Raw genomic sequence first — 24,279 nt, 5'->3', positions numbered from 1 at the left:
TTTCACAGTCGAGCGGTGGTCGCGGCGGTCTCCCGGGCGCCGCTGAAGTACGCCGCTTCGGCGAGGGCGGCGAACGACGGGTCCCCGGGCCGCCCCTGAGCGGCGACCGACCCCTCGTGCAGCACGACCACCTCGTGGCAGACGGACATGGCACGGCTGAGCAGCTGCTCCAGCAGAACGACCGTCAGGCCGTCGTGGGCCAGCCGCACCAGCCGGTCGTACACCTCGTCGACCAGCGCGGGCGCGAGCCCGAGGGCCGGCTCGTCGACGATCAGGACGTCGGGCTTCACGATCAGGGCGCGGGCGATGGCGAGCATCTGCTGCTCCCCGCCCGACAGCCCGGCGGCCGACACGGACATGCGGTCGCGCAGCCGCGGCGGCAGCCACTCGGTGGTCTCCGCGAGGCGCTCGCGCAGCGGGGCCCCGGTGATGCCGGCCGCGTAGGCCGCCACTTCGAGGTTCTCCCGCAGGGACAGCGTCTTGAACAGGGCCCGTCCCTCGGGTGCCAGGCTGGTACGGACGACGGTCCCGCCCGTCTCCCTGCTCCCGCGCGCGGGCTTCAGTGAGCCGTGCAGGATCCCGGCGAGGGTGCTCTTCCCGGCGCCGTTGGCCCCGGCGATCCCGAGCACGACCCCCTCGTGTACGTCGAGGTCGACGTCCCGCAGCGCGACCACGCCGCCGTAGCTGTGACCGACCCCGCTCAGCCGCAGCACGCTCCGCTCACCGACCCGCTCGGGCAGCTCGGCCCGGCCGCCGACCGTGCCCAGGTACGACGACCGCACCTCGGGGTTGTCCAGCACGGTGTCCGGGGTGCCCTCGCCGATGGTGCGGCCGAAGTCGAAGGCCAGCACCCGGTGTGCGACGGAGAACAGGTCATCCAGCACGTGGTCGATGACCAGCACGGCGGTGCCCTGTGCGTGCAGCCGCCTGATCTGCTGTGCCAGCACTGCGCGTTCGCCGGCGTCCAGACCGCCGAACGGCTCGTCCAGCACCAGGAGTTTCGGTTCCTCGGCCATCGCACGGGCGAGGTCCAGTCGCTTCTGCAGCCCGAACGGCAGCTCTCCGGGCCGTCGGTCGGCCACGTCGGCGAGGCCGACCGAGTCGAGCAGCCGCGCCACGTCGGCCCGGTCCCGGGCGGTGATCCAGCGGCGCGTGCACAACACGTTCTCGGTGACGGTGAGTTCGGAGAACACCTCCGCGTGCTGGAACGTACGCCCGATGCCCAGCCGGCGCCGCGCGGTGGCCCGCGCCTTGAGCAGGGAACCGCCCGCGAAATCGACCCTCCCGCTCACCCGGCCGTTGCCGGTCAGGCCCGACACCGCGTTCAACAGGGTCGTCTTTCCCGCCCCGTTGGGGCCGATCACGGCCAGGACCTCGTCCTGCCGCAGCGACACCGAGGCGTCCTCCAGTGCCTTCAGCCCGCCGTACGCGACCGACACGTGCTCCAGGCACAGCACGACGTCGGCTTCACCTGTGGGTGCTTCCATTGCTGCGGCCGGTTGCCGCGGTTCGAGGCCGACGGCAGGGGTGGGCTTCGAGGGCGTGGGTGCCGGTGCCGGCCGTCGCCACACGCGCCGGAGCACCGACCGCAGGGGCGCGCTGAGGAACGGCACCACTCCGCCGGGCAGGAACAGCAGCACCCCGACCAGTACGAGGCCCTGCACGACCGGCTGGGGGAGTCCCACGGCGGACGACAGCGAGGGGTTCCAGGTCAGATAGGCGCCGCCGGCCACCGCGCCGACGATGGTCCCTACCCCGCCCAGTACACACGCCGCGATGAGCGCGATGCCGAGGTTGAGGGAGAACGGGTCCGGGCTGACGAAACCGGTGATGAGCCCGAGCAGTACACCCGCGAAGGTGGTGAACGCGGCGCTCACCGCGAACGCCAGCGCCGACTGCGCCTCGGGCGCGATGCCGATCGTACGGGCCGCCAGGGGATGCGATTTCGCGGCCACCAGCCGCATCCGCAGTCCGGACGCGGCGGCCGGTACCGCCAGTGCGAGCACCACGGCCGCGGCGCCGACCGCGAGGTACTGGGACTCGGTGCTGCCGCCCGCGAGGGTGCCAAGGCCCAGGGAACTGCGCAGTTGGAGCACCGCGACGCCCTGGTCGCCGCCGGTCACGCTGCTCCAGCGGTTGACCAGCTCCAGTGTCACCATGGTGAAGGCGAGCGTCAGCAGGGCGATGTAGAGCATCGAGAACCTGGCACCCGCGTACCCGAGGAAGGCGCCGAGGACGGTTCCGGTGACCACTGCTCCCAGGACCACCGTCTCCAGCGACCAGCCGTGACCGCTGCCGTACGCGGCGAAGTAGGCGCCGATGGCGAAGAACGCCGGGTGGCCCACCGACCAGATGCCGGACCAGCCGGCCAGCAGACCGACCGACAGCACGACGATCGTGTACACGGCTGCGAGCGCCACCGAGTACATCTGGTACGCGGGGATCGCGCCGGAGGCCATGAAGGCCATCAGCACCGCGCCGGCGGCCGGCCCGAGCGCGGCCTTCGCGAGGAGGGAACGGTTGAAGACCATGGATACGACCCCTCAGACCCGTTGGAAGGTGCGGGTGCCGAAGATGCCCTGAGGGCGGATCAGCAGCACGAGAACAGTGAACGAGAAGACGAATGTGTCCCGGAGGCTGGCGGAGGCGTAGTTCGCCGCGAGGTTGTCCAGCACACCGACGGTGAGTCCGCCGACGACGGCGCCGTACATGCTCGTCAGGCCGCCGAGGAAGATCCCGGCGAAGGCGCGGAACAGCGGTGCGACGAGGGCGGTCGGTACCAGCCCCGACCTCGGCGCGTACAGACACGCGGCGAGTGCGGCGAGGCCGAGGCCGAGTGCCCAGGCGATCCGGGCCAGGCGCTGTGGCTCGAGTCCGACGACGCGCGCGGTGTCCGCGTTCTCGGCCACCGCGCGCATCGCGGAGCCGAGCGTGGTGCGGGCGAACAGATAACCCACGACGGCCATCGCCACCGCGGCGACGGCGATGGTCACCAGGCTCTGGACCGGCAGTGCGGCGCCCGACCAGCTCACCGTGCCGTTGACCAGGTTGGGGAAGGACTTCGGTTCGTCGCCCCAGATCGAACTGGCCACGTTCTCGACCACCAGGGACACGCCCATGGTCACGACGAGCGCGGAGAACAGCTGTCCCTGGCCCAGTGGCCTGATCACGGTCTCGCGCACCAGCAGGCCCGCCACGACGGTGATGGTGACGGCCGCGACGATGCCGAGCACCGTCGCCACCCCCTGGTCCCGGAGCGAGACCGCCACGTACAGGCCCAGGGTCGCCAGGGACGCCATCGCGAAGTTCACGACGTCCGTGGCCCGATAGATGATGACCAGGCCGAGTCCTATGAGCCCGTACACGGCTCCGCTGGCCACGCCGCTGACCAGGACCAGCAGAAACTGACTCACGGTCCCTCCTTCTTCGAAGTGCTTCGAGAAGCGCGTGCGGCGTGTTCGCGCCACATGCTCGAAAGCCGTGTGCGCGGTACTCGCCGCTTAGTAAAGTGAACTCAATTCAGTAAGCTAGGCACTCCGGTGCCGCACGGGCAAGACTCGTGCACGGGATTTGTCGGAGTGCGGGTGGTCCGGTGCCTGTTCGGCACGATCCGCCCGACGGGCAGACCCTGAGGCGGGGCCCCGAGGGGCAGGCCCTAGGGCAGCGCGGTCCGCGCGGCCGCCAGACCGAACACGAGCGCCGGGGCCAGGCCGCCGGCATAGGCGCGCCGGTAGAGCCCACCCGCGTCCGCGCCCGCCACGAGCAGGCCGGGCACGGTGTGCCGGCCGTCCGCCGACAGGGCACGGGCTTCGGCGTCGATGAGCAGACCGCCGAAGGTGAACGTGATCGCGGGCGCGGCCTCGATCACATAGAAGGGCGGCTCGTCGAGCGGTTGCCGGTCGAGCAGTCGCCCGGGGGCCGGCTCGCCACCTCCGCCCACGGTGGCGTTGTACTCCTCGACCCGGTCACGGATCCTGGCGCCCGGGTAGCCCCACTCCTCGGGCATCCAGGCGAACTCCTCCAGGCTGTCGGCGACCGCGCTGCGGGCGCCCGCACGATGGCAGAGCTGGAACTTGTCCACGCCGGGGATGCCCTCCACGTACGAGGCGGAGATCCACTCCCGGTGCACCCGCGCGTCGGCGACCAGCAGCCCACGGGCCTGCGGTCTTTCCAGCAGAGCCATGGTGGTCAGATGGTCCCCGACGGTCTCGTCGACGAACCGTTCGCCCGTGATGTCGAACAGCAGGGCGTGCTCGCTGTAGTAGAGGGCGAGGTCGACGAATCGGGCGGGGTCGGCGAGGGAGACGCCCGCGGGCATCAGATGCCCGTAGAAACCCGCGTCCTTCTTCCCGAAAGCGGCCCCCGCCGAGAGACCGAGCGACAGCCCGTCGCCCCGGCTGTGCGGGTTGGCCCGCAGCTCGATGTCCGCGGCCTGGGGGTGGACGTGTTCCGTGCGCAGGCCCGGATCTCCCTGGAACCCGCCGGTCGCGAGCAGGGTCCAGGCGGCGTCGATCCGGCGGATCGATCCGTCCGGCAGTACGCACTCCGCACCCGTGACCGCGCCGTTCTCCGTCAGGAGGCTGCGCGTCGAGGTGGCGGTCAGTACCTCGCTGCCCCGGTCGCGGATCAACCGCTCGCAGGTGTCGAGGTAGTGGTTCGTGTCGATCTGATGTCCCCGGCCGAAGCCGAGTACGGGCACCGGCGGCCGGCATTCCACGCCGAGAGACCGGATCCAGGCCACCGCGTCGGCGAACCCGTCCACCAGGGCCGCGGCGAGTTCCGCGTCGCCGTCGGGATTGACGCGACGCAGTTCGTCGAAGGTGGGGGTCGTCCATACGAAGCCGGCGAAGCGCGCGGAGCCACCGGTGCGTTCCGCCTTCTCCACGAGAACCACGGAGCCGCCTTCCGCGGCCACCCGGGCGGCGGCCGAGAGTCCGGCCATTCCGCCGCCCACCACCAGCAGATCCACTGTTCCAACACCCATAGCGGGTCCCACCGCCTTGTCGTGTCGCTGAGTGACCTGAACCCTAATTGAACTCACTTCTGTAGTCGAGAGGTATGTCGACACAAGCTTCGACAGGTCTGCTTTCGGCCGGGCGGGGCGGACCGGATCAGTCGGGGACGAGCACCGTACGCCCCCGTGTGAGACCGGAGCGCAGTCTGTCGATCGCCTCCGGCGCGCGCGACAGGGCGAACTCCTCCGTCTCCACCCTCAGCACGCCCTTGCGCGCCAGGGCGACGACCTCTTCGAGTTCCGGCCGCGTCCCCCAGAACGGCAGTGAGATCCGTACCCCGGGAGGCAGTGCGCCGGGCTTGCGCACGGTGAGCTCCCCGCCGCCGCTCCCGACGACTGCCAGGTCGCCGCCCGCCCGCAGGGCGCCGACCGCGAGCTCCAGGCTGGAGTGGCTGCCGACGAAGTCGAGCACGGCGTCCACGCCGACCCCGCCGGCCCGTCGCCGGAGCACCTCCGCGGTGTCGGGCCGCAGCAGCGTGCCGAAGTGCGCGCCGCAGGCGTCGGCCAGCGCGAGTGCCTCCTCGCGTACGTCCACGGCGAGGACCTGCGCCGACGTCGTGGCCCGCAGGATCTGGACCGCCAGATGCCCGAGGCCGCCGACTCCGATGACGGCCACGGTCGCGCTGCCGCTGCCACGCCCATCGTCACGGTCGTCGCCATCGCTGTCGCGTGGCAGCGACGGCCGGATCCCGGTCACGGCGTGATACGCGGTGAGCCCGGCGTCCGACAGGGGTGCCGCCTGCGCGGCGGGCAGATCGCCCACCGGAACCAGCACCCGGCCGGACGGTACGAGCAGGTAGTCGGCCATGCCGCCGTCGCGCCCGAGCCCCACTCCCGTACCGGTCCGGACCGCGTCGAGCTCCGATCGGCGGTCGCAGTAGTTCTCCGCGCCGGCCGCGCAGCGAGCGCACCGCCCGCAGCCCCAGGGGCCGTAGACGACCACACGCTCACCCACCGCCGGACCGGTGGCCCCGGGTCCGCGCTCTGCCACGCGCCCGGCGACCTCGTGCCCGAGAGTGAACGGAGTTCGGTAGGGCAGGGCATCGGACCCGGCGTCCAGGACGTGGAGGTCGGAGCGGCAGACGCCCGCCGCCTCCACCCGGATCAGGACCTCATCCGCCCTGGGTGTCGGACGTGCCACTTCGGTGAGCACCGGTGGGCCGCCCCAGCGCGTCATCCGGACTGCTCTCATCCTGCCTGTTGACATGAGCGAAACGGTAGCAAAAATGAAGTCAGTTCAATATGCAGTTCGATGAGCGGGCGGAGGCGGGTCAATCCGATGGGCGACGAAGACATGCCACGCGGACGCTTCACGGGCAGGGCCGCGCTGGTCACGGGAGCCGGCTCGGGCATCGGCGCCGCGGTCGCCCGGCGACTCGCGGCGCAAGGCGCGGCCGTCTTCGCCGCGGACGTCGACGGCTCCGCGGCCGAGGCGGTCGCCAAGGAACTGCCCGGCGCGAGATCCGTGACCGTGGACGTCTCGGACGCCGACCAGGTCGACCGGGCGGTCGAAGAGGTCGTACGGGAGCGCGGGCGCCTGGACGTCGTGGTGCACGCGGCCGGAGTCGACGACCCGGAGGCGAAGCAGTGGATAGCCGACGCGCTGCTCGACGAACGGCCGCCCGATGTCGTCACCCGGCTCGACGGGGCCGCGTGGCGGCGTGTCATGCGGGTCAACCTGGACGGCACCTTCCATGTCCTGCGGGCCGCGTTGCGGGTGATGGCGCCCCACCGGTCCGGTGCGATCGTCACCGTCGGCTCCTCCTCCGCCTTCGACGCTCCGGCCGGCTATCCGCACTACGCGGCGTCGAAGGCCGGTGCGCACGCGCTGAGCCAGGCCGTCGCCAAGGAGGCGATCGCGTTCGGCGTCCGCCTGAACACGGTGGCGCCGGGGCCCACCGACACGGGGATGGCGGCGCGGACGCCCGCCGCGTTGCGGCAGGACCTGGCCGATCCTCGGGTCCGGCCTTACGCCACGGCGGGCGAGATCGCCGATGTCGTGCTGTTTCTGGCGAGTGATGAGGCGGTGAATCTCGTTGGGGCCGTGCTGCTCGCCAACGGGGGGCGATTCACGGTGTGAGGGGTCTCTGGGGTTGCGCTTCGGATTGCCGCCACGAGTTCGCTGTGGCTGGTCGCGCAGTTCCCCGCGCTCCTCAGGGGGGCGCCCATGGAACCCGAGTTGTTTGATCCAGGGAGGTCTGTGTGAATCGGCTCGATGTGGATCCGGCGGTATTGCTGGAGACCGAGGAGCGGCGTCAACTACGGGCGGTTCTGCGGGACTTGTTCGCCGAGACCTGTGGGCCCGAAGAGGTGCGCAAGCAGGTGGAAGGCCCGCGCGGGTACGACCAGGCGCTCTGGGTTCGGCTCGCCGAGGAGATCGGGGTGCATGGGCTCGCTCTGCCGGAGGAGTACGGCGGTGGGGGGTACACCTTCGCCGAACTCGCCGTGGCTCTGGAGGAGGCCGGGCGTGTGCTGTGTCCGGCACCGCTGCTGCCGACCGTCGTGCTCGCGGGGCACGCCCTGCTGGGCAGCGGTGACGGGCGGGCCTGCGAGCGCTGGTTGCCCGGGATCGCCTCCGGCGCGGTCACGGCCACGGTCGCCGGGTTCGTACAGGCCGCCGAGGTGACGGCCGAGCGCGGGCCCGACGGCTGGGTGCTGCGCGGGGAGGCCGACTTCGTGCCTGATGGCGAGGGTGCCGATCTGCTGCTCGTGGTGGCCAGGGCGCCGGACGGGGAGCGGCTGTTCGCCTGCGAACCGGCGCCGCCGCACGGGACGCACGGCTCGACCTGCGAGCGCACGGCCCGGCACGTCCTCGACCCCACCCGCCGTCAGGCGTTCGTCCGCTTCCGGGGCACGCCGGCCGAGCCGGTCGGTGAGCCCGGACAGGCGCCCGGAATCGTCGACGCCGTCCTCGACGCCGGCCGGGTGGCGCTCGCCGCCGAGCATGTCGGCGGAAGTGCGCATGCGCTGGACGCCACCCTGGAGTACGTCTCGCAACGAACTCAATTCGGTCGCGCCATCGGCTCGTTCCAGGCGGTCAAGCATCGACTGGCCGATCTGCTGGTCGAGGTGGAAGGGGCGCGGTCGGCGTCGGCGTACGCGAACGCCTGTCTGGCGGAGTGGACCCCCGAGCTGCCCGTCGCCGCGAGCGCCGCGGCGGTGGCGTGCACCGGCGCGTATCGGCTCGCCACGACCGAATACGTGCAGCTCCACGGCGGTATCGGCTTCACCTGGGAGCACCCTGCCCATCTGTACGTCCGCCGGGCGCGGGCCGACGAGGCGCTGTTCGGCACGGCCGACGACCACCGGCTGCGGTTGGCCGAACTGCTCGGCCTCGCCGGGCGATCGGACTGAGTGGCGGCTCCCGATCCATTGACAGGGGCATCTACTGCCCGCAGAATCGTACTGAATTCAGTTCAGTTTGGAGGAACTCATGGCAGTCGAAGACGAGATCCAGTTCGAGCGGGACGGTCACGTCGCGCGGGTCTGGCTCAACCGCCCGCACAAGAAGAACTGCGTGACCGTGCCGATCCTCAACCGGCTCGACGAGATCATCACCGAGGTCGACGCCGACCCCGAGCTGCGCGTGCTGGTGCTGCGCGGGCGGGGCAACACCTTCTGCTCCGGGTTCGACCTGGACAGCCTCAAGGCCGACTTCATCGGCAGCTCCACCGCCATCGACGTCGCCGTACTGTCGGCGAAGGTCTGCGACCGGCTCTACTCGATGAAGACGCCGTCGATCGCCGTCCTCGAAGGCCATGTCACCGCGGGCGGCTTCGAGTTGATGATCTCCTGCGACTTCGCGATCGCGGCGGACGACGCACTGATCGGCGACTTCCACATCCGCCGCGCGCTGTTCGGCGGGGCCGGACCCATCTACCGGGTGCCGCGCATGATCGGCGTCCGCAAGACCAAGGAGCTCATGCTCACCGGGAAGCTGCTCACCGGGGTCGAGGCCGCGGAGTTCGGGCTCATCAACTCCTCGGCGCCGGCGGACAAGCTGGACGCCACGGTCGAGGAGTTCTCCGACCAGTTGGTCGACAAGAGCCCGTTCACCATGTGGATCACCAAGATGACCATCGACCGCAGCCTTGACGCCGACATCCAGTCGCTGATGGTCATGGAGCACCTCGCGGTCGGCGTGATGCTCAACTCCGAGGACGCGGCGGAGGGTGTGGCGGCCTTCCTGGAGAAGCGGGAACCGCAGTGGAAGGGACGCTGAGCACCATGGCGGAACCCGGGAGCCGGCTCCACGGCTCCCGGTGCGCCGGCTGCGCGGTGGCCGTCTACCCCGCCGACCCGGCGTGCCCGCGCTGCGGGGGACCGGCCGAGGAGGTCGTTCTCTCCGGTACGGGCACGCTGTGGACCTGGACCGTACAGCGGTACGCGCCCAAGTCGCCGCCGTACGCCGTCCCCGCCGCCGGGTTCGAGCCGTTCGCCGTGGGCTATGTCGAACTGCCGGAGGGCGTAAGGGTGTTGGCGGTGCTCGACATCCGGCCCGAGGACGCGAGGATCGGCATGCCGCTGAGCCTCGCTGCGGGGGACGGCGTGCCCAGGGCCGTGGGAGTCACCGCATGAGCGCCGAGGAGGTGCTGGTCTGCGGCGCCGGAATCACCTCCTTCGCCCGTACGGAGGACGACGGCAGGCAACTCGCCGTGCGGGCCGTCCGATCCGCACTGGCCGACGCCGGGCTGCCCTGGTCCCGGGTGCGGGCGGCCTTCGGCGGCAGCGACGCGGCGGGCAACGCCGACACGCTCGTCGCCGAACTCGGCCTGACCGGCGTGCCGTTCATCAACGTCCGCAACGGCTGCGCCACCGGCGGCAGCGCCCTGGTGTCGGCCGTGGGCGCGATCCGCTCCGGCGCGGCGGACGTCGCCCTGGCCGTCGGGTTCGACAAGCACCCGCGCGGCGCCTTCGACCCGCGGCCCGCCGACTGGGGGCTCGACGAGTCCTACGGGCGCGACGGGCTCATGGTCACCACCCAGTTCTTCGCCATGAAGATCCAGCGGTACATGCACGACCACGGCATCAGCGCCCGCACGCTCGCACTGGTCGCCGAGAAGGCGTACGCGAACGGGGTCCGCAACCCCCACGCCTGGCGCCGCAAACCGGTCGACGCGGACGAGATCCTGGCGTCCGGCATGGTCAACGACCCGCTGACCCGGTACATGTTCTGCTCGCCCGGACAGGGAGCGGTCGCCCTGGTCCTGTGCAACCGCGCGGTCGCCGACGAACTGGACGGCACCCCGGTCGCACTGCGGGCGGCGGTCGTACGGACCCGGCGGTTCGGCTCCTTCGAGGTGTTCAGCCCCTGGGCGCCGCCCGGGACGCCGACCAGCGTGAGCGCGGACGCCGCCCGACTGGCCTTCGAGGAGGCCGGGCTGGGCCCGGGAGACATCGACGTGTGCCAGCTCCAGGACACCGAGAGCGGTGCCGAGGTGATGCACATGGCCGAGTGCGGGTTCTGCGAGCACGGCGAGCAGGAGCGGCTGATCCCCTCCGGCGCGACCGCGATCGGCGGCGCGCTGCCGGTCAACACCGACGGCGGCTGTATCGCCAACGGCGAGCCCATCGGCGCCTCCGGGCTCCGCCAAGTCCACGAGATCGTCCAGCAGTTGCGCGGCAGGGCGGGCGAACGGCAGGTGCCGGGCGAGCCGTCGACCGGCTTCACACACGTCTATGGAGCACCGGGCGTCAGCGCCTGCACCGTGCTGACCCGTTGAACCCGGCACCTGATTCGCCGAAGGGAGGAACATGAGCGATATCCCCGAACCCGAGGAGTTCCGTGCCGAGGCCCGGCGCTGGCTGGCCGGCACGGCGGAGACACGCGCCACGCGCCAGGACTGGGGCAGCGGCGACGACTCGGTGGCCGTCTTCGAGAACTGGACCGAGACCGAGGAGCGCGCACAGACCGACCGGATACGGGACTGGGAGCGCACCCGGTACGACCGGGGCTGGGGCGCGCTCGACTGGCCACCGGAGTACGGGGGGCGTGAACTGCCCTCGTACTACGAGCAGTTGTACCGGACCGAGGAGGCCGCCTTCGATGTGCCCCGGCGCACCGAGGTCTTCCCGGTCACCCAGCAGCTCGTCGCTCCCGCGATCCGTATCTGGGGCACCGACGAACAGAAGGCTCGCTGGCTGCGCCCCATGCTCCGCACGGACGAACTCGCCTGCCAGCTCTTCTCCGAGACGGAGGCCGGGTCCGACCTCGCCGCCGTCCGCACACGAGCGGTAAGAGAAGGGGACGGCTGGCTGCTGCGGGGCCACAAGGTCTGGACGTCCGGCGCCCGCGTGGCCACCTGGGGTGTCGCCGTCTGCCGGACCGACCCGGACGTGCCCAAGCACGCGGGCATCACGGTCTTCCTGGTCCGGATGGACGCGCCCGGCGTGACCGTGCGGCCCATCCGGCAGATGACCGGCGGCTCCAGCTTCAACGAGGTCTATCTCGACGACGTGTTCGTACCGGACGCCGACCGGCTCGGCCCGGTCGGGCAGGGCTGGCGGGTGACGCTCACCGTGCTCGCGGCCGAGCGGCTGGACTCCGGAGGCCTCGGACTGGACAACGCGGACCGTGCCCTCCAGCTCGCCCGCCGACTGCCCCGCCCGCTCACCGGTGGTGAACGGCAGCAGGCGGCCGACCTGTTCGTGCGCACCCTCGTTCAGCGACTCATCGGACTGCGCGTCACGGCAGCCGTGGCAGCCGGCCGTGAACCGGGCGCGGAGGCCTCCGTCGGCAAGCTCCACGCCACCGCGACCATGCGGGCCACCACCGACCTCGTACAGCAGCTGCTCGGACCGCGGCTGGGCGCCGACACGGGGGAGTGGGGCACGTTCGCCTGGACCGAGCATCTGCTCGGCGCCCCGGGATATCGCATCGCCGGCGGCAGCGACGAGATCCAGCGCACGATCCTGGCCGAGCGCGTGCTCGGATTGCCCAAGGAGCCGAAAGGGGCGGGGAGTTGAGTACCACGACCGACGTGACGGCACTCGCCGGACGGGTGCGCGAGCGGCTCGCCGCCCGACATCCGGGCGTGCCCTTCGCGGAGTTGCGCACCCTGCCGGGCGGCCACTCGGGGCTCACGTACTCGATGGCGGCGGGACCGGACTCGTACGTCGTGAAGGCGGTGCCGCCCGGGCAGAAGCCTGTCGGTCGCAACGACGTGCTCCGCCAGGCCCAGGTGCTGCGCGCTCTCGCCGGATCGCCGGTCCCCGTGCCCGAGGTGTTCGCCGTCGACGAGCGGGAACCGGCCTGGTTCGCCATGGAGTTCGTGGACGGCGAGGCGGTCGAGCCGGTCCTGGACGAGCACCGGCTCGACCCGGGCCTGTGCCGGACACGGATGCTGGCCCTGGCCGGCGTGCTGAGGGAACTGCACGGTACGAAGACCGGGATCACCTCGGAACTCCTCGATCCGGCAGGTGAGTTGGAGCGATGGGGACGCACCATGCGGGCCGTGCCGGAGAACCTCCGGCCAGGTGCCGAGGAGTTGCTGAGCCGCCTCGCCTCCATGGTCCCGGACGGCATGCCACCCACTCTGACCCACGGCGACTTCCGGCTCGGCAACGTCCTGTGCCGGGGCGAGCGGCCCGCGGCCGTCGTCGACTGGGAGATCTGGGGCCTCGGGGACCCTCGCATCGACCTCGGCTGGTTCCTGCTCTTCGCCGACCACCGGAACTTCCCCCGCCTGGGCCGACCGGTCCCGGGCCTGCCCACCGAGGAGGAGCTGCTCGCCGCCTATACGGACGGCCGCACCGAACTCCCCGACCTCGCCTGGTTCCGTGCCCTGGCCCGCACCAAGATGGCCGCGATCATGGGCCACAACCTGCGCAGACACCGCGAGGGCAAGCACCACGACCCCGACCAGGAGCGGCTGCCGCCGACCATCGCGGCGATGATCCGCACGGCGCTCGACATCCTCGCGCAACGGTCTTGAAGGAGTACCACCATGGATTTCGGACTCTCCCCGAGGACCGACGAACTCCGCTCGCGCATGGCCGCGTTCATGGACGAGTACGTCCTTCCCGCCGAGCCCGTGTACGACAGGCAGCTGGCCCAGGCGGACAATCCGCATGAACTGCCGCCGGTCATGCGCGAGTTGAAGGAGAAGGCGCGCGCCGAGGGGCTGTGGAACCTCTTCCTCGCGCACGGAGACTGGGGCGCGGGCCTGACGAACCTCGAGTACGCGCCGCTCGCCGAGCTGGCCGGGCGGTCGGTCATCGGCCCCGAGGTGTTCAACTGCTCGGCCCCGGACACCGGCAACATGGAACTGCTCGCCCTGTTCGGCACGGAGGAGCAACAGGACCGCTGGCTGCGGCCGTTGCTCGCGGCCGAGATCCGGTCGTGCTTCGCGATGACCGAGCCGGAGGTCGCCAGCTCCGACGCACGCAACATCCGCACCCGGATCACCCGCGACGGCGACGAGTACGTCGTCAACGGCCACAAGTGGTACACCTCCGGGATCCTCGATCCGGACTGCCGGCTGATCATCCTCATGGGTGTGACCGACCCGGACGCGCCCACGTACCGGCAGCAGAGCATGCTGCTGATCCCGCGCGACACCCCCGGCATCACCGTCCTGCGCGATCTGCCGATGTTCGGCTACACCGACCGCTGCGGCCACGGCGATGTCCTCTTCGAGGACGTACGGGTGCCGGTGTCGGGCCTGTTGGGCGGTGAGGGTGAGGGATTCGCCCTGGCCCAGGGGAGGTTGGGGCCCGGGCGCATGCACTACGCCATGCGCGCCGTCGGATTCGCCGAGCGGGCGCTGGAGTTGATGTGCCGCCGGACCCTGACCCGTACGGCCTTCGGTGGCGCTCTCGCCGAACAGGGTGTCGTCCGCGAGTGGATCGCCCGCAGCCGGATCGAGATCGAGCAACTGCGGCTGCTGGTCCTCAAGTCCGCCTGGCTCATGGACACGTCCGGCAACGCGGCCGCCCGTACCGAGGTCGCCGCCATCAAGGTGGCCGCGCTGGAGGTCGCCCATCGGGTGGTCGACCGGGCGGTCCAGGCGCACGGGGCAGCGGGGGTCAGCGACGACACCGTACTGGCGCGGTTGTTCGCCATCACCCGGGCGCTGAAGATCGCCGACGGGCCCGACGAGGTGCATCTGCGGACCGTGGCACGCCGTGAACTGACCAAGTACCGCGAGGAGTCGGCATGAGCGGACACGCGCTGGACGGCCGCGTCGCCGTGATCACCGGTGGTTCCCGGGGCATCGGCCTGGGCATCGCCAAGGCGTACCGGGAGGCGGGGGCCCATGTGGTGATCGCCGCCCGCAAACCGGACGGACTCGCCGTCGCACGCGAGGAGTTGCTCCGGGTCAAGGGCGACGGCGAGGTGCACGAGGTGGTCGCCAACGCCGGGGAACCGGACGACGCCGAGCGCTGTGCCGAGGAGACCATGGCACGGTTCGGCCGCCTCGACATCCTGGTCAACAACGCGGCCACCAACCCGTACATGGGCGATCTGCTCGACCTCGACCTGCCGCGCGCGGAGAAGACCGTACGGGTCAATCAGTACGGCATGATCGCCTGGACCCGGTGCGCCTGGCGGGCGTGGATGGCGGAGCACGGGGGAGCGGTGGTCAATATCGCCTCCGTCGGCGGGCTGATCGTCGATCCGCACATCGGCTGGTACAACGCCACCAAGGCGGCGATGCTCCACATGACCCGACAGCTGGCGTACGAACTCGGGCCGCGGGCGCGGGTGAACGCGATCGCGCCCGGTCTGATCAAGACCGAGCTGGCGAGGGCCGTCTGGGAACCGAGGGAGCCGATCCTCACCGCGAAACTGCCGCTGCGCAGGCTGGGAACGGTGGAGGACGTGGCGAACGCCGCGGTCTTCCTCGCCTCCGAGGCGTCGGCGTGGATGACCGGCCAGACCCTCGTCCTGGACGGCGGGGCGACCGTACTGCCGATCGGGGTGGACGCATGACGACGGCCTTCCCGACCAACCGGGACACGGACCTGTTCTCGCTGCACGGCCGGACAGCCGTCGTCACCGGGGCCTCCTCGGGACTCGGGGCGCGGTTCGCGACCGTCCTGGCCGCCGCCGGTGCCACGGTGTTCGCCGCGGCCCGCAGACCCGACCGGCTGAAGGAACTGGCCGACGACGATCCGCGTATCCACCCCGTCGTCTGTGACGTCTCCCGGGAGGCGGACCGTGTGCGACTGGCCGAGACCGTGCTCGCGGCCGGCGGACGCTTCGACATCCTCGTCAACAACGCGGGGGCGCCCGGAGCGGTACGGGCCGAGGACGAGAGCGCCGACGACTTCGCGGACGTACTGGCCGTGAACCTCGTGGCCGCCTTCCATCTCGCCCGGCTGCTGGCGGAGGCGCCCTCCTCCGGTCGTACGCGATCCATCGTGAACGTCTCGTCCGTCCTCGGGCTGGTCTCCGGTGCGCCGATGGGCGGTGCCGCCTACGCCGCCTCGAAGGCCGGACTCGTCGGGCTGACCCGTGAACTGGCCGGTCAGTGGGGGCAGTCGGGGATTCGCGTCAACGCCCTGGCCCCCGGCTGGTTCCGCACCGAGATGACCCACGAGTTGTTCGCGGACGAGCGGTCCCGGCGCTGGGTCGAGCGCGGCACGATGCTCGGCCGGGGCGGTGAACAGGGCGAACTGGACGGGGCGTTGCTCTATCTGGCCTCGGACGCGTCCTCGTACTGCACCGGGCAGGTGCTCACCGTTGACGGCGGATGGACGGCGCGATGAGGGTGACGGTCGAGGTCGACGGTGACGGAGTGGCGCGCGTCGAGATGTGCCGCGGGGCCGGCAACGCGATCGACCTGGCGATGGCCGGGGCGCTGCTGGAGGCCGCGCGGGAGTGCGAGCGGGCGGGAGCACGGGCCGTGCTGCTCACCGGACAGGGCCGGTCCTTCTGCGTCGGAGGCGACCTGAGGGAGTTCGCGGCCCTCTCCGGTGAACGGCTGGTCGCGCACCTCACCGAGGTCACCGACGCGCTGCACGGAGCGCTGCGGATCCTCGCCGGCCTTGACGCACCCCTGGTGACGGCCGTGCAAGGGAGCGTGGCGGGGGCCGGGCTGGGGCTCGCCGCGGCGGCCGACCTGTGCTTCGCGGCCTCGGACGCCGGCTTCACGGCCGCGTACACCGGCATCGGGTACTCGCCGGACGCCGGGGTCAGCTGGTCGCTGCCCCGCCTAGTCGGACCGAGGCGGGCGATGGACCTGCTGCTGACCAACCGCCGGATCCCGGCCGCCGAGGCCCTGGAGATGGGCCTGGTGAGCAGAGTCGTCGCGCCGGAGCTGCTGTACGAGGAGGCCGCCGAGGCCGCGGGCGCGCTGGCACGCGGGGCCACGGGGGCGTACGGGGCGACGCGGCGGCTGGTCGCCGGGGCGCTGTCGGCGGGGTTCGGCGAACACCTCGACGCGGAGGCCCGCCAACTGGCCGCCGCCGCGGTCTCCGCCGAGGGGCGCGAAGGCGTGGCCGCTTTCCTCGCCAAGCGCCGGCCCGACTTCACGCACGCCCCGGTCCCGTGAGCACCGAGAACGGGCCGGTACTCCCTCTTTCGTTCGTAACCGGCCTTCCATTCGTAACCGACTTGAACTTGGGTCTACTCTCGGACACCCGAGCGGTGATCGGTGCCGCTCGTGGCGAGAAGAGGGAGAGACGATGGTGAGCGCGCGGATCGTGGATCCGGACGAGGGGCCCAGGTCCAAGCGGGCCGCGATTCTCGTGGCGGCCGTGGAGCGGTTCGGGGAGGACGGCTACGAGAACACGAAGTGGTCCGAGGTCGCCGACCGGGTGGGCATCGGGCAGACCGCCCTGTACCACTACTTCGAGTCCAAGGCCCACTGCCTGCTGACCATCATGCGCCTGGAGCTGCAGCGCTCGCACGACATGTTCGTCGAGGCCACGGCCGGGAAGTCGGAGCCGGTCGAGGAGCTGCGCGCGGGGGTCCGTACCGCCTTCGCGGTCACCGAGCAGGAGATCCGCCAGATGCGCATCCTGCAGGCCAACATGTCGCTGCTCGCCACCCCGCGGAAGTCCAAGCGCGAGGAGACCGAGCGCGTCGCGGCCCGCCAGCTGGTGCAGATGGTCGAGCGGGACTGGACGAACCTGCTGATGCGCGGCATGTCCAAGGGCGCCTTTCCGGTCCGGGACGCGCACACCCTCGGGCTGGCCGTCCTCGGAATGATCGTGAGCGTCTGGCGCTGGTACCGCCCCAGCGGCGCCATCCCGCTCCCGGAGATCAGCGACATGATCGAAGGATGCGTGGTGCGCATGGTCGCCGAGTAGCGGTCCCGGCCGTCGGCCACGTCCCGCCTCTTGCCGGGGGCGGGACACCCGCCTTACATTCAAACTGAAGTGAACTCAGGTTGTTTTAGAACACAAGAACGCTGACAGGAACGCCGAGGAGAACGATCAGCATGGTGCTTCGCGCATACATGGCCGCCATGGACGGCCAGGATCCCGACAAGGCCCTGGAACTCCTGGAGCCGGACTTCCGCTTCCTCATCGCGCTTCCCGGAGGACAGCGGGCCGGGGAGTCCCGCGAGGACTTCGCCGGCTACATCGCCGGACGCGCCGCGGTGGAGCGTACTCACGAGATCGTGCGGCACGCGGTCGACGGCGACGTCGAGACGGTGTACGGCTTCGTGATCGAGAAGGGCGCGACCACCGGCGCCTTCCTCTCCGCCGCGCAGATCTCGCCCGCCGGGCTGATGTCGCGCTACCAGTCCTTCTTCACCACCGACTTCGACCTGGTGGACCGGCCATGACCACACAGTCCCGCGCTTCCCGGTCCGCTGCTTCCCAGCCTGCCGCCTCGCAGCCCGGCGCCTCCTTCCTGACGACCTGGTTCGCGATCCTGGACAGCGAGGACGCCGACCGGATCCTCGACCTGATCAGCGACGACTTCTCGTTCTCCATCCTGTTCTCCACCGGCGGCGACGGCGCGACCGACTTCCACGGCGGCCGGGCCGAGATGGAGGGCTATCTCGCCCAGCGCGAGGTGGGCGTCCGCACCCACCACCTGCTCTCCGCGAGCACCGTCGGCCGGGACGAGCTGTTCCTCGGCGAGGTACGGCGGCACGGCGAACCGGAGGCGACCTTCGTGGCCTCCGCGCGCCTGACCGACACGGGCCGGGTGCGGCGGCTGCTCATCGGCCGCTCGCCCTCCGTGCTGTTCAGCTGAGGAGTTCCGGCGAGCCTGAGAAGCCCGACAAGCTTCAGAAGTGTGAGGAGCGACGATGTACAACCTCGTGCTGATGGCCGCCCGGCCGTCCGACTGGACCCATGAGCGGTTCATCGACTGGTGGCGCGGCGACCACGCCGAACTGACCCGCACCCTGCCCGGACTCAGGTCCTGGCGGCACACCGAGATCGAGACGGCACTCGAACCGCGCTCCGAAGGCTGGGACGGCGTCTCCGTGCTGGGCTTCGACACCGCGGAGGACCTGCGCAAGGCCCTCGACAGCCCCGAATGGGCGGCGGCCGTGGCCCAGGTCGGCGACATGAAGGGCCGCCGGATCGCGGTCATGGGCGGCGAGAAGGACATGCTCGCGGGCTGAGCGGCTGAGCGGCTGAGCGGGTCGAGTTGGCCGATTCGGCCGAGCGCGGCGAGTGCGTCGGCGGGCGGGTCGGCCGGCGGGAACGGACATCACCACCTTTCGCGCGACGAGGCGAGGAAGCGGATGCGACAGACAGTACGAGCTTTCCAGGAGCGGGCCGAGGAGGCCGACTTCACGGCCGTCGTCGACGACACCGGGCCGCACACCGCGCGCGAACTCCTGGCGCGCGCGGCCGACCTGGCCGACACCATGACACCTGACGGCACACCCGGCGGCACGGTCCTCCTCCAGGCCGACAACACCTGGCGCACCGTGGCGGCGACCCTCGCCGTGGGAATGACCGGCGGCGTCCTGGCCCTGGTCAACCGGCATACGACCCGGGCGGAGTTCGCCGCCGCCCTGGAGGACATCCGCCCCGACGTCGTGATCGCCGAACCGGCCGCCCTCCAGGAGTGGCACGGCCGGGACGGCATGCCGGGCGCGCGGCAGGACGAGGCCCTGGACGGCTGGACGGTTCTCGCCGGCCGCGGCCCGCGCGATGTCTCCCGCTGGTCCGGCGGCGCCCTCATCGGCCTCACCTCCGGCTCGACCGGACGACCCAAGGGTGTCGTCCAGTCCGAGAGCGCACTGCGGTACGCCTGCTCCAGTACCGCCGACATCAACGGGTTGTGCGACGGTGACGCCGTGGCCGCCGTCGTTCCCCTCTCCTCCACGGCCGCGTACTGCTTCGGCGTCTGTATGGCGCTCATGCTCGGCGGACCGCTCGTCCTCAGCGGACGATGGGACCGTGAGGAGGCACTGGCGCGGATGGCGGCCCACGACGTCAGGTGGACCATGTGCGTGCCGACCATGGCCCTCCAGATGGGCTCGGCGGCGGCCGGATCGCGTGTCCTCGAAGGCGTTCGGTCGATCACCGTCGGCGGAGGTCCCATGGACCGCGGCGCACTCGCCCGCGCCGAACGCTCTCTCGGTACGAGGATCCTGCGGGTGTTCGGCATGTCCGAGTGCCTCGGCCACACCTCGCCGCGGCCCGAGGACCCCGAGGAACTCCGCCTGGACCGCGACGGCCGGCCCTTCCCCGGCACCGAACTCCGAGCCGTCACCCCCGACGGAACGGTCCTGGGGCCCGGCCGGACGGGCCGGGCCGAGGTCCGCGGGCCCTCCCTCTTCCTCGGCTACGCCCGCGACGGCAAGGTCGAACCGCCCGCCCTCACCCCGGACGGCTTCTTCCCCACCGGGGACCTGCTCATGACCGGCGACGACGGCACGGTCACCATCATGGGCCGCGAGAAGGACGTCATCATCCGCGGCGGCCGCAACCTCGACATCACCGAGATCGAGCGCGCCGTCGCAGGGCACCCGTCGGTGGCCCACGTCTGCGTGACCCCCGTACCGGACCCGCTGCTCGGCGAACGCGCAGCCGTCCTCGTCGTGCCCGTGGACAGCGGCGACGCCCTCGGCCTCGACGAGATCACCGCGCACCTCGCCCGCACCGGCCTGTCCAAGGCCAAGTGGCCCGAATTCTCCTTCACCGTGGGCGAGTTGCCGCAGACCACCGTCGGCAAGCTCGACCGGTCGGGAGCCCGCGAACTCGCCCGCGAACTGCACGCACGGCTCTCAGCGGAGCCGGAGCCGGAGCCGGAGCCGACGCCCAAGCCGTCGCCGGAACAGACGCCGGCGCCGGAGTCGGAGCAGGAACCGCCTCGTCAAGGAGATGCATGACCACCCCCACGACCCCTGTCACCCGCTTCGACCGCGGCAGTTGGGCGGAAGCAGGAGCCGAGACCGTACGTCCCGGCGTCCACCGCATCCCGCTCCCGCTGCCGGACGACGGGCTGCGGGCCGTCAACGTCTACGCTCTCGAAGGGCTGACGGAAGGGGTGGTCCTGATCGACGGGGGATGGTCGATCCCTCAGTCCCGCAAGGCACTTGAGGACGCGCTGGGCGGGCTCGGCCACGACCTCGGCGCGATCAGCCACGTCCTGGTCACCCACATCCACCGCGACCACTACACCCAGGCCGTCGAACTGCGCAGACTGCTCGGCTCCCGGGTCTACCTCGGCTCCGGCGAGCGCCGCGGCCTGGAACTGCTCGGGGAACTGCGTACGGACCAGCCGGTCGGCTCGCTTCGGACACTGCGCCGGGCCGGCGCCCATGAACTCGCCGAGCGCATCGCCGCAATGGACCACGGCGGTTTCGACCCGAGCGTGTGGGAGGCACCGGACCGCTGGCTGGAGAGCGAGGAACTCCGCTTCGGGGACGCCGGGTTGACGGTCATCCCCACCCCCGGCCACACCCGCGGCCACGTCGTCTACCTCGACCGGGCCCGGGGCCTGCTGTTCTCCGGTGACCACGTCCTGCCGCACATCACCCCCTCCATCGGCTTCGAACTCGGCGGCGGCACACTGCCGTTGGGCGACTACCTCGCCTCGCTGCGGCTGATGACCACACTCTCCGACGCGCGGCTGCTGCCCGCGCACGGCCCGGTCGGCGACAGCGTCCACGCACGCGTCGGCGAACTGCTGGCCCATCACGACGACCGGCTCACCGAGGCGCTCACCGTTCTCGGCGACCGCAGGCTCAACGCCCATGCCGTGGCGGGGGAGTTGGGCTGGACCCGGCGCAAGGTGGCCTTCGCCGACCTCAGCCCGTTCAACCAGATGCTCGCCGTCAACGAGACCGCGGCACATCTGGACGTCCTGGTGGCCGAAGGGCGTGCGCACCGCTCGCAGGAGGGCGACGTCGACCTGTACGCCGTCGTCCCCGCCCCTGCCTAGCGGGCCCTTCGCCGAACAGGCCGCACCAGCACCCTGAGACATCACAGGATGTGCCCGTCCCCGTTGGATGCCAAGGTCGTCGACCATGACCATCGAACGGAGGAACCGATGCTGACGTCACGGCTACTCAGGTCCCGAACGGGCTCGGCGGCCGTCGCGGGGGCGGCCACCGTCCTGCTCGCCGGGGCCGGGCTGCTCGCGGCCACACCCGCCCAGGCGGCGCCACGTCCGTGCCCCGGCGCAGGCCCGGGCGACCCGGCCCGCTGCGCCCAGGTGACCGGTATCGACCCGGGCTCGGCCCTGGTGATGCGCATGGCACCGAACTACGGCTCGACGCCGGTGGCCCGTTGGGGCAACGGGCAGTGGCTGGAGGTCAACTGCTGGACCACCGGCGACCCGGACGCGGACGGCCACGGCTACCGCTACTGGATGAAGGTCTCCACGGGGAGCTCCAGCGGCTACGTCAACGACTGGTATCTCGACACCGGCGGCCCCGGCACATGGAAGCCGCTGATCCACCAGTGCTGACCCCGCCGACCCCATGGAAGGACCCCTCATGAAGCAGTCGAACCAGCCGCGCCGGTCGGACCAGCCCCACACCTCGGACCAGCCGCACAACTTGGACCTGCCGCATTCGTCGAACCTGCGGACGCGGTCCAAGCGGCGTCTGCGTGCGCTCGCCGCCACCGGCGCCGTGCTGACCGCCGCGGCCTCGGCCGTGGTCGGCGGAGCCGGCCCGGCGGGCGCCGCCATCCACCAGTGCAGCATCTCGGGCGACCGGACCAACTGCGCGTACGTCACCGGCATCGACGCGGGCTCCCACCTGGCCGTACGCACCGGCCCGAGCTACGGGGCCGCGAAGTCCCCCGTCTTCGGGCAGTACCACAACGGGGACCAGCTCGGCCTCATCTGCTGGACCACCGGCGACCCGGACGCGGACGGCAACGGCTACCGCTACTGGATGCGGGTCGACAACGGAATCGGCGACGGCTATGTCAACGACTGGTACCTGGACACGGGCGGCCCGGGCACCTGGAAGTCCCAGATCCCGCAGTGCTGAGCAGGACCGTGCGACCCACCGCGCCCACTGCGGCGGGGCGGGTCGCACGGCCAGTACCCCGTGTGACGGGACCGTCCGGTCAGGTCCCGGTCCCGCTCATCGCGCCGTCCAGCCCCCGTCGACGTACAGCTCCGAGCCGGTCATGAAGCTCGCGTCGTCGGAGGCGAGGAACGCGACGGTGGCCGCGACCTCCTCGGGTGTGCCGAGGCGGCCGAGCGGGGTGCCGTCGAGCATGGCGGCCAACCGCGGTGTGCCGCGCCACAGTTCACGGGAGCGGGGTGTCTCGATGAAGCCGGGGTGCAGGGAGTTGACCCGTACACCGCGCTTCGCCCAGTGCAGCGCGGCGTTCTTCGTCATCAGGCGGACGGCCCCTTTGGCCGCGTGATACGAGAACTGGGCGCCGAAGCCGCCGACCGTGCCGAAGATCGACGCGACGTTGACGATCGAGCCGCCGCCGGAGCGCTCGATGGCCGGGCCGCCGTGCTTCATACCGAGCCAGACGCCGGTCTGTGTCACGCCGATGACCTGGTCCCAGGTCTCCTGGGTCTCCGTCTCGACGGTGCCCATCGCGGCGATGCCGGCGTTGTTGACCAGCACGGACAAGCCGCCCAGCTCGGCGGTCGCGCGGGTGACGACCGCCTCCCAGGCCGACTCGTCGGTCACGTCCAGGGCCAGGCCCACGGCACCGCCCCCGACCTCCTCGGCGAGTTTCGCGCAGCGGTCGGCGTCGACATCGGTCACGACCACGGCCGCGCCCTCGGCCGTGAGCCGACGTACGACCGCTTCGCCGATTCCTCCGGTCGCGCCGGTCACCAGCGCCACCTTCCCGGCCAGTCTCGGTTCCATCGTGTCTCCCACGTGCTCAGTTCTTCACGCCGCGCCAGGCCAGCGCGCCGCCGTCGATCACATACGAGGAGCCCGTGATGAACGCCGCGTCGTCGGACGCCAGGAAGCAGGCGAGGCGGGCCACCTCCTCCGGCCGTCCGAGCCGGTCCACCAACTGGGGTGCGGTCAGCTCCCGTTCCATCGCTTCACGGTCCTCGGCCGCCGCGCAGAAGTCCTGCGCGAGCGGTGTGTCGATGACGCCGGGGCAGAAGCAGTTGCAGCGCACGGGGGCGAGATCGACGGCGGTGACCTTGGTCAGATGGATGACACCCGCCTTCGTCACCCCGTAGGCGGGGGCATTGGGGAAGCCGGTGAGACCGGATACGGAGGCCGTGTTCACGATGGCCGGGCCGCGCCGGGAAGCGCGCAGGAAGGGCGCCGCGTACTTGGTGGTGAGCCACACGGCCTTGAGGTTGACCTCGTAGACCGCGTCCCACACCTCCTCGGCCAGCGTCTCGACGCTTCGGCCGGGGTCGGACGTGAACGTGGTCTCGATCACCCCGGCGTTGTTGACCAGCACGTCGAGCCCGTCGAACCGCTCCGCCGACCGCGCCACCATCGCCTCGATGTCGTCGGGCACCCGCAGATCGCAGACGATCGACTCGGCCTTCGCGCCCGCCGCGCGCACCAGCTCCGCCGTCTCATCGGCGGTTTCGCGGTTCCGGTCGGCGACGGTGACCGCCGAGGCCCCCTGCCGGGCGAACTCCACGGCGATCGCCCGCCCGATGCCCTGGCCCGCCCCGGTGACGAGGGCGGTCTTGCCGTCGAGAGAACCCACCATGACGTTCACTCCCGTCCGTGAGCCGTCGGATCCAAGAAACTGAACCAACTTCAGTTCGATGTCGAGTCTAGGTCCGGGGCGCGAGGGCGACAAGGCTCGGAACACGCCTTCCATCCGGCCCGGCGCCGCCCGGTGACGGGGCCGGGCCCCGGGAGGGCATGCCCATGGCCGCCGAGGTCCCCTCCGTGGCCGCGCAGACCAGTTCGCGTCGGCCGCCCGGTGCATAGGTT

General features: G+C 71.3%; 25 protein-coding genes. 19 read left to right on the top strand and 6 right to left on the bottom strand.

Translation table 11 applies throughout. The annotated features are described in order from the left end of the window. Positions 1-2: 2 nt before the first annotated feature. From JEQ17_RS05480 to JEQ17_RS05465, 4 genes are all read right to left on the bottom strand, one after another. Positions 3-2,531: an ATP-binding cassette domain-containing protein gene (locus JEQ17_RS05480; RefSeq protein WP_200394137.1), complete on the bottom strand. Its 2,529-nt coding sequence runs from the start codon at positions 2,529-2,531 to the stop codon at positions 3-5. 12 nt (positions 2,532-2,543) lie between these two features. Next, on the bottom strand, positions 2,544-3,413 hold the full coding sequence (locus tag JEQ17_RS05475) for a branched-chain amino acid ABC transporter permease (RefSeq protein ID WP_200394136.1): 870 nt from the start codon (positions 3,411-3,413) through the stop codon (positions 2,544-2,546). 242 nt (positions 3,414-3,655) lie between these two features. Further along, complete coding sequence (locus tag JEQ17_RS05470; protein ID WP_200394135.1) at positions 3,656-4,984, bottom strand: FAD-dependent oxidoreductase; 1,329 nt, start codon at positions 4,982-4,984, stop codon at positions 3,656-3,658. A gap of 127 nt (positions 4,985-5,111) precedes the next feature. Further along, positions 5,112-6,206, bottom strand: coding sequence for an NAD(P)-dependent alcohol dehydrogenase (locus tag JEQ17_RS05465; RefSeq protein ID WP_200401312.1), 1,095 nt, complete (start codon positions 6,204-6,206; stop codon positions 5,112-5,114). An 87-nt stretch (positions 6,207-6,293) separates the two neighbouring features. Between JEQ17_RS05465 and JEQ17_RS05460 the strand changes: the two genes are divergently transcribed. The 19 genes from JEQ17_RS05460 to JEQ17_RS05370 all read left to right on the top strand — a co-directional run bounded on the left by JEQ17_RS05460 (position 6,294) and on the right by JEQ17_RS05370 (position 22,383). Beyond that, positions 6,294-7,094: an SDR family NAD(P)-dependent oxidoreductase gene (locus JEQ17_RS05460; RefSeq protein ID WP_200394134.1), complete on the top strand. Its 801-nt coding sequence runs from the start codon at positions 6,294-6,296 to the stop codon at positions 7,092-7,094. A gap of 122 nt (positions 7,095-7,216) precedes the next feature. Continuing rightward, complete coding sequence (locus JEQ17_RS05455) at positions 7,217-8,368, top strand: acyl-CoA dehydrogenase family protein (RefSeq protein ID WP_200394133.1); 1,152 nt, start codon at positions 7,217-7,219, stop codon at positions 8,366-8,368. Positions 8,369-8,447: 79 nt separating this feature from the next. Next, a complete protein-coding gene (locus JEQ17_RS05450) occupies positions 8,448-9,236 on the top strand; it encodes an enoyl-CoA hydratase/isomerase family protein (protein ID WP_200394132.1) in 789 nt (262 codons plus the stop codon). 5 nt (positions 9,237-9,241) lie between these two features. Further along, positions 9,242-9,592 carry a Zn-ribbon domain-containing OB-fold protein gene (locus JEQ17_RS05445; protein WP_200394131.1) on the top strand — a complete coding sequence of 117 codons (351 nt, stop codon included), beginning with the start codon at positions 9,242-9,244 and terminating at the stop codon, positions 9,590-9,592. After that, positions 9,589-10,737 (top strand): thiolase family protein, encoded by a 1,149-nt coding sequence (locus tag JEQ17_RS05440; RefSeq protein ID WP_200394130.1) that lies wholly within the window; start codon positions 9,589-9,591, stop codon positions 10,735-10,737. Before JEQ17_RS05445 ends, JEQ17_RS05440 begins: the two co-directional genes overlap by 4 nt. A 31-nt stretch (positions 10,738-10,768) precedes the next feature. Continuing rightward, complete coding sequence (locus tag JEQ17_RS05435; RefSeq protein ID WP_200394129.1) at positions 10,769-11,980, top strand: acyl-CoA dehydrogenase family protein; 1,212 nt, start codon at positions 10,769-10,771, stop codon at positions 11,978-11,980. Continuing rightward, positions 11,977-12,948 (top strand): phosphotransferase family protein, encoded by a 972-nt coding sequence (locus JEQ17_RS05430; protein WP_200394128.1) that lies wholly within the window; start codon positions 11,977-11,979, stop codon positions 12,946-12,948. Before JEQ17_RS05435 ends, JEQ17_RS05430 begins: the two co-directional genes overlap by 4 nt. Positions 12,949-12,960: 12 nt before the next feature. Then, on the top strand, positions 12,961-14,175 hold the full coding sequence (locus tag JEQ17_RS05425; RefSeq protein ID WP_200394127.1) for an acyl-CoA dehydrogenase family protein: 1,215 nt from the start codon (positions 12,961-12,963) through the stop codon (positions 14,173-14,175). Then, the gene (locus tag JEQ17_RS05420) at positions 14,172-14,948 is read left to right on the top strand and encodes an SDR family oxidoreductase (RefSeq protein WP_200394126.1); all 777 of its coding nucleotides are present in this window, start codon (positions 14,172-14,174) and stop codon (positions 14,946-14,948) included. Before JEQ17_RS05425 ends, JEQ17_RS05420 begins: the two co-directional genes overlap by 4 nt. Then, positions 14,945-15,727, top strand: a complete 783-nt coding sequence (locus tag JEQ17_RS05415) for an SDR family NAD(P)-dependent oxidoreductase (RefSeq protein ID WP_200394125.1) — start codon at positions 14,945-14,947, stop codon at positions 15,725-15,727. The genes JEQ17_RS05420 and JEQ17_RS05415 overlap by 4 nt, the downstream gene beginning before the upstream one ends. Continuing rightward, complete coding sequence (locus JEQ17_RS05410) at positions 15,724-16,512, top strand: enoyl-CoA hydratase-related protein (protein WP_234048085.1); 789 nt, start codon at positions 15,724-15,726, stop codon at positions 16,510-16,512. The genes JEQ17_RS05415 and JEQ17_RS05410 overlap by 4 nt, the downstream gene beginning before the upstream one ends. A gap of 133 nt (positions 16,513-16,645) precedes the next feature. Beyond that, entirely contained in the window at positions 16,646-17,272 is a 627-nt protein-coding gene (locus JEQ17_RS05405; protein WP_143641214.1) for a TetR/AcrR family transcriptional regulator, read from the top strand. Between the two features lie 131 nt (positions 17,273-17,403). After that, entirely contained in the window at positions 17,404-17,754 is a 351-nt protein-coding gene (locus JEQ17_RS05400; RefSeq protein ID WP_200394123.1) for a nuclear transport factor 2 family protein, read from the top strand. Then, a complete protein-coding gene (locus JEQ17_RS05395; RefSeq protein WP_234048084.1) occupies positions 17,751-18,170 on the top strand; it encodes a nuclear transport factor 2 family protein in 420 nt (139 codons plus the stop codon). Before JEQ17_RS05400 ends, JEQ17_RS05395 begins: the two co-directional genes overlap by 4 nt. A 55-nt stretch (positions 18,171-18,225) precedes the next feature. Next, the gene (locus tag JEQ17_RS05390; protein WP_200394122.1) at positions 18,226-18,546 is read left to right on the top strand and encodes an EthD family reductase; all 321 of its coding nucleotides are present in this window, start codon (positions 18,226-18,228) and stop codon (positions 18,544-18,546) included. Positions 18,547-18,669: 123 nt separating this feature from the next. Further along, positions 18,670-20,268: a class I adenylate-forming enzyme family protein gene (locus JEQ17_RS05385; protein ID WP_200394121.1), complete on the top strand. Its 1,599-nt coding sequence runs from the start codon at positions 18,670-18,672 to the stop codon at positions 20,266-20,268. After that, positions 20,265-21,323, top strand: coding sequence for an MBL fold metallo-hydrolase (locus JEQ17_RS05380; RefSeq protein WP_200394120.1), 1,059 nt, complete (start codon positions 20,265-20,267; stop codon positions 21,321-21,323). Before JEQ17_RS05385 ends, JEQ17_RS05380 begins: the two co-directional genes overlap by 4 nt. Before the next feature lie 108 nt (positions 21,324-21,431). Continuing rightward, positions 21,432-21,851, top strand: coding sequence for a hypothetical protein (locus JEQ17_RS05375; protein ID WP_200394119.1), 420 nt, complete (start codon positions 21,432-21,434; stop codon positions 21,849-21,851). A gap of 28 nt (positions 21,852-21,879) precedes the next feature. Beyond that, the gene (locus JEQ17_RS05370; RefSeq protein WP_200394118.1) at positions 21,880-22,383 is read left to right on the top strand and encodes an SH3 domain-containing protein; all 504 of its coding nucleotides are present in this window, start codon (positions 21,880-21,882) and stop codon (positions 22,381-22,383) included. A gap of 96 nt (positions 22,384-22,479) precedes the next feature. On the opposite strand, the gene JEQ17_RS05365 is transcribed toward JEQ17_RS05370, so the two are convergent. Next, positions 22,480-23,229, bottom strand: a complete 750-nt coding sequence (locus JEQ17_RS05365; protein ID WP_200394117.1) for an SDR family NAD(P)-dependent oxidoreductase — start codon at positions 23,227-23,229, stop codon at positions 22,480-22,482. Between the two features lie 16 nt (positions 23,230-23,245). Continuing rightward, on the bottom strand, positions 23,246-24,049 hold the full coding sequence (locus JEQ17_RS05360; protein ID WP_200394116.1) for an SDR family NAD(P)-dependent oxidoreductase: 804 nt from the start codon (positions 24,047-24,049) through the stop codon (positions 23,246-23,248). Between the last annotated feature and the right edge of the window lie 230 nt (positions 24,050-24,279).

The organism is Streptomyces liliifuscus (genome assembly GCF_016598615.1).
Lineage (GTDB): Bacteria > Actinomycetota > Actinomycetes > Streptomycetales > Streptomycetaceae > Streptomyces > Streptomyces liliifuscus.
The sequence above is the reverse complement of the archived record's forward strand: the minus strand, read 5'-3'. Positions and strand labels throughout refer to the sequence as shown.